The organism is Cyanobium sp. A1C-AMD (assembly GCF_024346495.1).
GTDB classification, from domain to species: domain Bacteria; phylum Cyanobacteriota; class Cyanobacteriia; order PCC-6307; family Cyanobiaceae; genus Cyanobium_A; species Cyanobium_A usitatum.
Genome location: NZ_JAGQDB010000083.1, coordinates 1 through 9,894, shown reverse-complemented (window position 1 = coordinate 9,894; position 9,894 = coordinate 1). Strand labels below are relative to the sequence as shown.

9 protein-coding genes are annotated in these 9,894 nt (G+C 64.7%); 7 read left to right on the top strand and 2 right to left on the bottom strand.

Annotated features, from left to right (window positions below; genetic code table 11):
* Nucleotides 1-2,487: hypothetical protein (locus KBY74_RS13805; protein ID WP_254942874.1), on the bottom strand; the 2,487-nt coding region annotated here is incomplete at its 3' end.
* A 293-nt stretch (nucleotides 2,488-2,780) separates the two neighbouring features.
* Here KBY74_RS13805 and KBY74_RS11800 point away from each other — a divergent pair.
* The 6 genes from KBY74_RS11800 to KBY74_RS11775 all read left to right on the top strand — a co-directional run bounded on the left by KBY74_RS11800 (nucleotide 2,781) and on the right by KBY74_RS11775 (nucleotide 9,365).
* A complete protein-coding gene (locus KBY74_RS11800) occupies nucleotides 2,781-4,151 on the top strand; it encodes an autotransporter outer membrane beta-barrel domain-containing protein (RefSeq protein ID WP_254942873.1) in 1,371 nt (456 codons plus the stop codon).
* Nucleotides 4,152-4,608: 457 nt separating this feature from the next.
* On the top strand, nucleotides 4,609-6,144 hold the full coding sequence (locus tag KBY74_RS11795) for an NAD(P)/FAD-dependent oxidoreductase (RefSeq protein ID WP_254942872.1): 1,536 nt from the start codon (nucleotides 4,609-4,611) through the stop codon (nucleotides 6,142-6,144).
* A gap of 273 nt (nucleotides 6,145-6,417) precedes the next feature.
* Nucleotides 6,418-6,822 carry a PPC domain-containing DNA-binding protein gene (locus KBY74_RS11790; RefSeq protein ID WP_254942871.1) on the top strand — a complete coding sequence of 135 codons (405 nt, stop codon included), beginning with the start codon at nucleotides 6,418-6,420 and terminating at the stop codon, nucleotides 6,820-6,822.
* 190 nt (nucleotides 6,823-7,012) lie between these two features.
* On the top strand, nucleotides 7,013-7,540 hold the full coding sequence (locus tag KBY74_RS11785; protein WP_254942870.1) for an NADPH-dependent FMN reductase: 528 nt from the start codon (nucleotides 7,013-7,015) through the stop codon (nucleotides 7,538-7,540).
* Complete coding sequence (locus tag KBY74_RS11780) at nucleotides 7,537-8,241, top strand: pirin-like bicupin family protein (RefSeq protein ID WP_254942869.1); 705 nt, start codon at nucleotides 7,537-7,539, stop codon at nucleotides 8,239-8,241. Before KBY74_RS11785 ends, KBY74_RS11780 begins: the two co-directional genes overlap by 4 nt.
* Nucleotides 8,242-8,456: 215 nt before the next feature.
* A complete protein-coding gene (locus KBY74_RS11775; protein WP_254942868.1) occupies nucleotides 8,457-9,365 on the top strand; it encodes a cation diffusion facilitator family transporter in 909 nt (302 codons plus the stop codon).
* Nucleotides 9,366-9,470: 105 nt separating this feature from the next.
* Here KBY74_RS11775 and KBY74_RS11770 read toward each other — a convergent pair whose 3' ends face one another.
* Nucleotides 9,471-9,611 carry a hypothetical protein gene (locus KBY74_RS11770; protein ID WP_254942867.1) on the bottom strand — a complete coding sequence of 47 codons (141 nt, stop codon included), beginning with the start codon at nucleotides 9,609-9,611 and terminating at the stop codon, nucleotides 9,471-9,473.
* A 70-nt stretch (nucleotides 9,612-9,681) separates the two neighbouring features.
* Here KBY74_RS11770 and KBY74_RS11765 point away from each other — a divergent pair.
* The coding region (locus KBY74_RS11765; RefSeq protein WP_396123185.1) for a thermonuclease family protein at nucleotides 9,682-9,894 on the top strand (213 nt) is incomplete at its 3' end.

The window sequence follows — 9,894 nt, the reverse complement described above, 5'->3', positions numbered from 1 at the left end:
GGGCCGGGTGTAGCCAATCAGGGCACCGCTGCCGTCGACGATGCGCAGACTGCCGGAGGTGAAGCTGAGACCGGCGGGAAGTTCATCGCGCAGCTGCACGTTGAAGGCGCCGCGGTAGCTGGTGCCGATGTTCTCGATCACCACCACGAAGCGGACGGTGTCGCCCGCATCCAGCCCCGCGACGTTGGAATCGAGGGCATTGTTCTTAACTGCACCGGTGGAGCCGTTGCCGCCCGCCACGCTGATGCCGCCGCTGCTCACCGTGCCGCTGAAGGGCACGCTGCCGATCGGGGCAGGGAAGGTGGCGCCACCCGTATTGAGGGTGGGGCTGTAGGTGACCCCTTGGGCTCCGCTGAGGCTGTCGCGGCTGGTGACGACAATGCCTTTGCGGATCTTGAGGTTGGGGGCCAGCACCTCGCCGGTCACCGCCGCGATCTGGGGCGGACGGGAGGTGCCGTTGGAGTCGACCGTGGTGGCGGTAGCAATGTTGGTGATCGGAAGCCGGTCGTCGATCGCCGCACCGGTCACGGTGACGGTGTAATAAAGGTCGACGGTGACGGGAGTGTGAGTGGGGTCGCTGGTGTTGGCGATCGTCGCAACCAGATCATTGACCGCCGGCCCGGATTTGAGCAGGTTGTCCACCAACGGCGGAGCGGTGTGGAGGCTGCCGTAGCTGAACCGTCCCGTCGGAGGCAGGCTGCCAGGGCTGCTGGCGGTGGCGCCTGAACCGAACAATTCGAAGCCGGTGGGACTGGCACCCCCACTCGCTTCGCCATCCACGTTGTAAACCGGCGTGGGCAGGAAATCGCTGAGGTTGAACCCGTGGATGTCGCCGATGGGGAAGGTCACCTTGATGCGATAGGTGACCGTGTCGCCGGGGGTGAGCACCAGGGGAGCGGAGCCCAGGACCTGGCCGTTGCGCGCCACCACCGTCTTGGCATTGCCGATGTCGGCCACGCTCATGGCAACACCGCTGCCGTCGCTGACCTGGCGGTTGGTGTCCAGGAACAGGCCTAATGGCAGCTGTTTCTGGATGTCACCCTGCAGGGTGACATTGTTGGCCAGCTGGTCGCCGGGCTTGATGTTCTGGCCGGCGGCCTTGGGGGCGACGTAGAGGTCGTCGACGCTGGCTGTGAAGGTGATCGAGCCCCTCGTAGCTCCTGCGGTGGTGCTGAAGACCCGCCCACCCTGGAGGATGCCATCGTTGCCAATCGACTTCAGCCAGCCGCTGAGGTTGAAGCTGAGGCTGTCCTTGCCATCAACCCCAGGTCCTGCGACATCCGGCAGGTAGGTGATGTAGGCAGGATCGAAAGCCGCCGACCCATTGCCGGTGAGGGAGACGCCCTGTTCCTGGAGGTTGATCCTGGCGCTGCCGGGGGTATAGGTGAGTCCGTCGCCGAGCAGATCCTTGACGATCAGATCGCCGAAGGCGAAGTAATCGGAGATCTGGAAATTGAGGGTGAACGTGACGTCGCCACCCGGGAGCACCGAGCCGGAGCTGGCGGATTTCTGAATCGCCAGGGCCTTGGCGATGATCTCATTGTTGGCGGGCGTGTTGAGCTTGACGCTGCCGTCGGGAGAGTTGCCCCAGGTGGCGGAGACGGAGGCGTTGTTGGCGTATGTGATCGCCCCGCCCGTGGTGGGGTCGAGGGTGTCGGGAACGAAGAACCTGATCTGGGCGGCCGCCTCCTCCGTGCTCGTGGTGCCCGTGGTGGGGCCGCCGTAATCGATGACGACCTGGTTATTGCTCGGGGCCGTGGGGTTGCCCACCGGCTGCTGGGTGAGCTTGCCGTTCAGCTTCAAGCTGGGGTTGATCTCCAGCAGGTTGAGATCGTTGGGCAGGGTGTCGCTGACCACCAGCTTGTTGAGCTGGGCCCCATCGGCAATGTCGGCCGACAGCCGCCAGGCGCCAATGAAGTTGGGGCCGGTGGCCGTTTCCGACTCCGCAAGGTTGTTGCTCTTGCTGAAGGTGAGGGGTGAAGGCACCACCTGCCCCGTCACGTTCGGGGCGCTGATCGGTGGATCGGTGCTCGGGTTGTTGAGGGGATCAGTGCCGAGGGCGTAGCCGCCGCCGGCCCGCAGCGGCACGGGCCCCAGCATGGGGCTGGTGGCCTTCACCGACACCGGCACGCTCACCACCACTGCGGGAGAGGAGGCCACATAGCTGCCCACGGGCAGCTGCCAAATCAGCAGCGTGTCGGGGGTGGCACTGGTGAGGGGGGCCCCGGTGAGGGGGTGGACGAGGGTGTACGGACCGCTGGTCCCGCTGCGGGTGAAGGTATAAGTTTTGGTGGCGATTGGGAGGGATGCCCAGCTGGCGGCACCGAAGCTGAGGTGGCTGCTGGGGGCGGCGACCTGGAGCTCCAGCCAGGGTTGGAAGCCGGTGCCGCTGGACTCATCAAAGGTGAGCTGCAGGTTGCCGCTGGTCCCATAGAGCAGGTCCAGCGATGAGGGACCTAGAGCTACGATGGGGGAGGGAGTCGCCACGAAAGATTGCGCTACGCCAGATAGCCATAAACTTACCAAGTGTTGCCCATCCCATGCAGGATTTGGACAGCGATTCGGTTGGGTGGATCTCTGTATTTATCCTTTCCCAGTCCTGCTTTCCCAGTCCTGGTTCTCCTTTGGCGTTGACTCGCTGACCTGCTCCTCATGGAGCTGGTCATGATCTACTTTGCGTTTGCAATTCCGGCATCGGCAGATGTCGTTGAGAGCACCAGGCCGGCTGCGCAAGATCCGGCGGAAGCACTCAACCCAACTCAACCCACCCTTTTACAGGCATGGCGACTTCATTCCGTAACACCATCTGGCTGGGGTTCGCCGCCGCTCCGCTGCTGGCCCTCTCCCTGCCGCTTGCACCGGCCAGGGCCGAGATCTGCCCCGATGGCACCGAGGCGGAGTTCTGCTTTCCGTCGGCGGACGTCTATCGACCCGATGCTCGCCTGCAGCCCCTGGGACTCGGCCGCAGCTGGCAAGTGTTCGGTCGGGATCTGCTGGAGATCCTTCCCCAGAAGGTGCCCTTCGATCCGAATGTGGATCATGGGATCGATGTAAACCAATACACGGTGGCGGGCCCGGAAACCACATCCGATCCCGCCTTCCGCTTCAGTAGCGAACCAGGTGCTTACTACGCAGAGCGCACCGGCTGGCGGCTGCGGGTGTTCGGGGATGGCTTCGGCGGTCCCGTGGTCCGCTCGGGAGGATCGGTGGGCACCTCCTCCTTCGACGGGGCCCAGCTGGGCCTCCGGCTCGATTACGCCTTCAGCCGTGATCTCGTTGCCGGCGTCTTCGGACGCTTTGGTCAAGGCTCGGCCGATGGCGGCTCCCTGTTCATCAACGGCACCAGCTTCAGCGGCCAATCCTCCAATCTCACCTGGGGCGGCGGCGGTCTGTTTGCCCAGTGGTCCCGTCCGGACTGGTTCATCAGTGGTGCGATCGGTGGCGATGGGTTGAGCAGCCAACAACCCTTTGCCATCAGCAGCAGTAATGCCGCCGGGGTCCGCACCAGCTCCCCTTCCGTCAGTGGCAGTGCTTTCAACACGGCACTGAATTTTGGTGGACGCATCCGTCTGTCCGGCACCCAGTTGCTGGAACCCAGCGCCCTACTCACTACCTCCAGCCTGTCCTTCGGCCAGGTGAGAATCACTGATAGCACCACCAACCAGAGCTTTTTGCTGCCCTCCAGCAGCAGCACCGTTGGCACCGCCGACATCGGTGTCACCTGGCGGGCGCCGATGCAGCAAGGCAAGAACCTGATCACACCGTCCTTGCGGGTGAGCTGGCTGGGCGCTGGCTTCCTAGGCGGAGAGCCCGCCACGGTGGTCAGCAGCGGCAGCGGCACCCAGGCCACCCAGGCCACCCAGGCCACCCAGGCCACCGGCTCCCTGGTGCAGAGCAGCGGCCTTGGCCTGCAGGGGCAACTGGCCTACACCCTCAGCGACAACACCACCTTTTATGTGCGGGGCGGCGCCGGGTTGTATTCCGGTGGCACCGCCTGGGACGTTGGTGGTGGCATCAAATTCCGATGGGGTGGCGCCACCCGGGCCGTGGCGGCCGTTCCGGCCCCTGCCCCTCAGCCCGAGCCCGAGCCCGCCCCTGCTCCAGTGGTGGTGCCGGCCCCCGCTCCCCAGCCGATCCGAGGCCTGTGGTGAGGCAATCTCTCACCAGTCCTTCAACTTCACCTGAAGGAAGCACGCTGGGCTGATATTCACCAGACAAGCCTATGTTGCAGGTATTGCTTAGCTGCCGTGCCCCAGAGCGAGCTACTGCGGTTTCTGGCCCATGTGGGGACTGAATTCAGCCCCTACTACTGAGTGCGCTTTAGTCCGCAATCAGTACTTACAAAACAAAACCCCTGAGGAATACCTCAGGGGAGCTGGCGCCTGGGGCCATGCATTCCAGATGTGGGGCGGATGGTCCTCCTAAGGGCACCTGTGGCGGTGCGGCTGGAGTGTCGATCAGTCAGGCGCACGAGGTGAGCGGCATTGGGGAATGCGGCTTTCTTACCCGACTGAACGACCCGCTCACGGATAGGTAAAGACTGTTGGAGCAGGGGCCTATCTCCCTTTCCTAGGGTCGATTGCTTTGCTGCCGAAAGCGAGAGGGGCGATGCCGGATCTAATCGTGATCGGCAGTGGCCTGGGGGGCCTTTGTGCCGCCGCCATCGCCTCGCGCCACGGGCTGGAGGTGCAGGTGCTGGAGGCCCACAGCCAGCCCGGCGGCGCCGCCCATGGTTTTCGACGGGGACCCTTCCACTTCGAGTCTGGTCCGTCGCTTTGGAGCGGGCTGGGCCGCTGGCCTAGTGCCAACCCCTTGGCCCAGGTGCTGCGGGCCGTGGGTGAGAGCGTGCCGGTGGTGCGCTACTCGGAGTGGGGCCTGCTGTTGCCCGAGGGCAATCTTCGGGTTGGCGTGGGCTTGGATCCATTTCTGGAGGTGCTCCGCAGCCTGCGGGGGCCAGCGGTTGCCGCTGAATGGCAGGACTTTCTGGTGGCCATGGCCCCGTTGTGCCGCGCCGCCGGATCGCTGCCGCTGTTGGCCCTGCGTCCCGGCGCTGGCCTGCTCACCACTCTTGGCACTCAGGGTTTGGGGCTGATCGGCCAGGCGGGCCAGCTGGCAGCGCTGGGCGGGGCTTTTGGGCCTATTGCCCGCCGCCATCTGCGCGATCCCTTTCTGCTCCATTGGGTGGAGATGCTGTGTTTTCTGATCTCCGGCCTGGAGCCCGATCAGACCAGTGCAGCCGCCATGGCCACCCTGTTTGGCGAGTGGTTTGAGCCCGATGCGGGGTTGGATTACCCGTTAGGTGGCAGCCCCGCCGTGGTGGACGCATTGGTGCGGGGCATCCGCCGCCATGGGGGCGAGCTGCGCACGGGCGCGGCGGTGGCGGAAATCGAACTGTCGGGGGGGCGGGCCACAGGCGTGCGCCTAGTCAGCGGCGAACGGCTGAACGCCCGCCACGGAGTTATTAGTAATGCCAGCCCATGGGATACGGCCGCCCTGCTGGGTAAGGGCAGTGCACCGGAGCGTTGGCGCCAGAAGCTTCTGGCTGCGCCGGCTTGTCCCAGTTTTCTGCACTGGCACCTAGCTTTCAAAGATGAAGGCATGGCCGAGCTGCCCATCCACCATGTGTGGGTGGGGGATTGGCAGCGGGGCATCAGGGCTGAGCGCAACATGGTGGTGCTGTCGATGCCGTCGCGGCTGGATCCCTCCCTGGCGCCGCCGGGCCACCAGGTGCTGCACGGCTACACGCCAGCCAACGAACCCTGGGAGCTCTGGAAGGATCTGGAGCGGGGCACCCCCGCCTATGAGGAGCTGCGCCGCGAGCGTTGCGGTGTGTTCCATGGCGTTTTCGATCAACTGGTGCCCGATTGGCGCGAGCGGGTGGTGCTCGAGCTGCAGGGAACCCCCCTCAGCCATCGCGATTTTCTGCGGGTGCACCAGGGCAGCTATGGCCCCGCCTGGCCCGCCAACCGCGGAGCCTTCCCCGGCGGCGGCACCCCGATCAAAGGCTTGGCGCTCTGCGGTGCGGGCGTATTCCCCGGAATTGGCGTACCGCCCGTAGCCGTGAGCGGCGCCATGGCGGCCCACCGCTTTGTGCCCGCTGCGGCCCAACGGCGATTGCTTGAGGAGTTGGAGCTGGTGAGCTGAATATTTACTGCTTAGTTCTGGTCAATTAATTTGTTTTGGCTATGGAGGTGTGGCTGGGGCCGTGGTGGGCACTATTTACCTCAAGCCCGACTCCCTGCGCCTCGGCGCCCATGTGGCCTATGCCGGCTATGTGGTGGCCGTGCAGGCGGCCCGGTGGCTGGCAGCACAATGGATTTGAGGTCGTTGGCACCCTGCCAGGGGGGGCAGACACAAGCAGCTGGGCTATGTGGATGCCTTGGTGATGTTCCAGGGGCTGGTGGAGGGGCCAACCCCATGAAGGTGGTGCCGCTGCGGCTTGCGCCGGGAGACGACCTCCGGCAGACGCTGGAAACCTGGATGGGCGAGCAGCAGGAGCAGGCGGGCTGCGTGATTAGCGCCGTGGGCAGCCTCTCGGTCGCTCAGCTGCGCTTTGCGGGGGCTGCTGAGGACACGAAAATCCACGGTGAGCTGGAGATACTCAGCCTGGCCGGCACCCTTTCGCCCGATGGCGCCCATCTGCACATTGCTGTGGCCGACAGCAGGGGCGCCGTGATCGGCGGCCACCTCTGCGCCGGCTCCCTGGTGCGCACCACCGCCGAGTTGGTGGTTGGCCTGCTGCCGGAGTGGCATTTCTGGCGGGAGCTAGATCCTGCCACCGGCTATGCCGAGCTGCGGATAAGTCCTAGGGCTGCGGGCTAAGGGGCAGCCGTAGCTCCATCAGCAGAAACACCAGCCAGGCAACGCCAGAGCTGATACTGCCTGTCCAGTCGTTAAGCAGCAGTTCGACAATCGATACGGTGCTGGCGCCCCTCATTGCCCAGGATTTCGCCAGCTTCTTCAGCACCGGCCACGCTGGCTATACCAATTACTCCACCCTGGAGCCCCAGCCATGAGTACCTCAACCTCCACAGATGTGCTGGTGATCGCCGCTAGCAACGGCCATAACCTGCAGCTGGCTGAGCGCTTCGCAGCGGCCGCACGCCAGCAGGGCCAAAGCGCTGCCGTACTCGATCTCACCACCATCAACTTGCCGCTTTTCACTCCGCGAGCCCAAGTCGCCGGCACACCGCCAGTGTTGGCGGCGTTGGAGGCCCAGCTGGCTGCCGCTCCGCGCTGGGTGATCTGCTCGCCGGAATACAACGGCTCGATCCCGCCGGTGCTCACCAGCGCCATCGCCTGGCTGTCGGTGCAGGGCAGCGACTTCCGGGCCCTGTTCAACTGCCGCCCCGTGGTGATCGCCACCCACTCCGGCGGCGCCGGCTATGGCGTGCTCACGGCCATGAGGCTGCAGCTGGCCCATCTCGGTGCCCATGTGGTGGGCCGCCAGCTGTCCAGCAACAGCGACAATCCGGCCAAGGACGACTCCATCGCTGAGCTGATCACGCGCCTGCACCAAATCCATATTTCCCAACCATGACCACCTCTTCAGGCCTGGTATTTCGCCCGGCCGCCGAGCGTTTCCACAGCCAGCTCGACTGGCTCGACAGCTGGCACAGCTTTTCCTTTTCAAGCCATTACGACCCAGCCTGGATGGGCTATGGCCCCTTGCGGGTGATCAACGACGACACGATCGCCGCCGGCACAGGCTTCGGCATGCACCCCCACCGCGACATGGAGATCGTGACCGTGATGGTGGAGGGCCAGCTCAACCATTGCGACTCGATGGGCCACGCCGAGGTGCTGCGCGCCGGCGAGGTGCAGCGCATGAGCGCAGGCACCGGTGTGGTGCACAGCGAGATCAACCAGGGCGATAAGCCCTGCCGGCTGCTGCAGATCTGGATCGTGCCCAGTGGCACCGGCATCGCCCCGGCCTACGAGCAGAAACCCTTCGCCATCGGTCCCGGCTGGACTCCCCTGCTGGATCCCGAGCAGGCCGATGGCGCCATGGCGATCCACCGGCCGGTGCGCCTCTGGCGGGCTCAGCCAGGTGCAGGCGAGACGCTCAGCCTGGCCATTGGCACAGGCCGCCAGGGCTGGATCCAGCTGATTGATGGGGCCGGGGAGGCCAATGGCCATCCCCTACAGCAGGGTGATGGTCTGGGCTACGGCGCCGGCAAGCTGGAGGCCTTCACTGCAGGGTCAGGTGGAGCAGACCTGCTGCTCTTTGAATTGTGTTGAACGTCATCTGGGGAGCTTTATGAGGCCTGGAGTGACGACCTGGTGCGTCAGCGGGTTGGGCGCCGGAGGTGGCCTTCCTTATTCCCTTGGCCTGTTAGCGCTCGAGTAGGCCAAAGGCTGATCAAATCGGAAACCGCCTTCCGTCGCCGCCACGACAAGCAGTCTGGTCCGCCATCACCAACACTGGCTTAGCTGAGAGAGCACTTCCCGCGCCCATGGTCTTCGCCTCGCCTCGCGCCTACATGCTGCTGTCGACGGCAGCAGCGGTCGCGACGATCGTGCTGAAAACGCTGGCCTGGCGCCTGACCGGGTCGGTGGGCCTGCTCTCCGATGCCATGGAGTCGGGCGTGAACCTGGTCGCAGCCCTTGGCGCGATCTGGGCGCTCACCCTCGCGGCCAAACCTGCCGATCGCAGCCACCCCTACGGCCACTTCAAGGCCGAATACTTCTCCAGCGGCCTGGAAAGTGTGCTGATCGTGGTGGCAGCTCTCGCCATCATGCAAACCGCCATTGGCCGCCTGCAGCAACCCCAACCGCTGGAGCAGCTGGGCATCGGCCTGGTCATTTCCCTGCTGGCAACCGCGCTGAATGGTCTGGTGGCCTGGGTGCTGCTGAAAGCCTCGCGGCGCTTTGATTCGATCACCCTGCGCGCCGATGCCCACCATCTGCTCACCGACGTCTGGACCTCCCTCGGTGTGGTTCTGGGCATCGGCCTGGTGAAGCTCACCGGCCTGACGATTCTCGACCCCCTGATTGCGATCGCCGTGGCGCTGAACATCGTCGTCACTGGCTGGAAGCTGTTTCACGAAACCGCCTCCGGCCTGCTGGATCGCTCCCTATCCGATCCCGAGCAACAGGTTCTCGAAGATCTGCTGGCCAGCTGTGCAACAGACGAGATCCAATTCCATGCGCTGCGCACCCGCGTGGCTGGTTCCCGTCGCTTCGTGTCGTTCCACGTGCTCGTGCCTGGTCACTGGAGCGTGCAGGCAGGCCACGACCTCTGCGATCAGTTGGAGCACAAGGTGGCGGCCACCTTGACCCGCACGCATGTGTTCACTCATCTCGAGCCGATCGAAGATCCGAAAGCCTGGGAAGATCAAGGCTTCCGCTGGGAGCAGGGCTAAGGCACTGCAAGCAATGCTCTGAAGAACCAACCCTCTCTTTTGGGCCTGCTGAATTGCTTTAGGGCTTTGCTGGTGCCGCTGGCCTGGTGAGCTGAGACTGGAAGTTCAGAAGCAGAAGAACAGACCGCTGAGAGCGATCAGGAAGCAGGGCATGGCCTCGATTCCAGCCGGGGGCTGCAGGCCCGCGAAGCGGTAGTTGAAGCGCAGCGGGCCCAGGCGTGGAGAACAACGAAAGCGGAAACCCATAGCTCAGCGGCTCTTGGCGCAGCGGCCATGCATAGGCCCCATGGAAAGGCTGCCCGTGCAAACTCCAGCGATGGCAAGCAAGGTTTTGCTGGTTGTGGCGGCGTTGACGGCTCTTGCCTGGCCGGCTGGTGTTGCTGGTCAAGGCGTTACGGCCATGGTGCTCTCCATTGGCGATGGCGACACAATCCGCGTCCGCCAGGCCAGCAAAGCCATGACAGTGAGGCTGGGCTGCATTGACGCCCCGGAAACGGCACAAGGCACGTATGGCCAGCAGGCCCGCAGC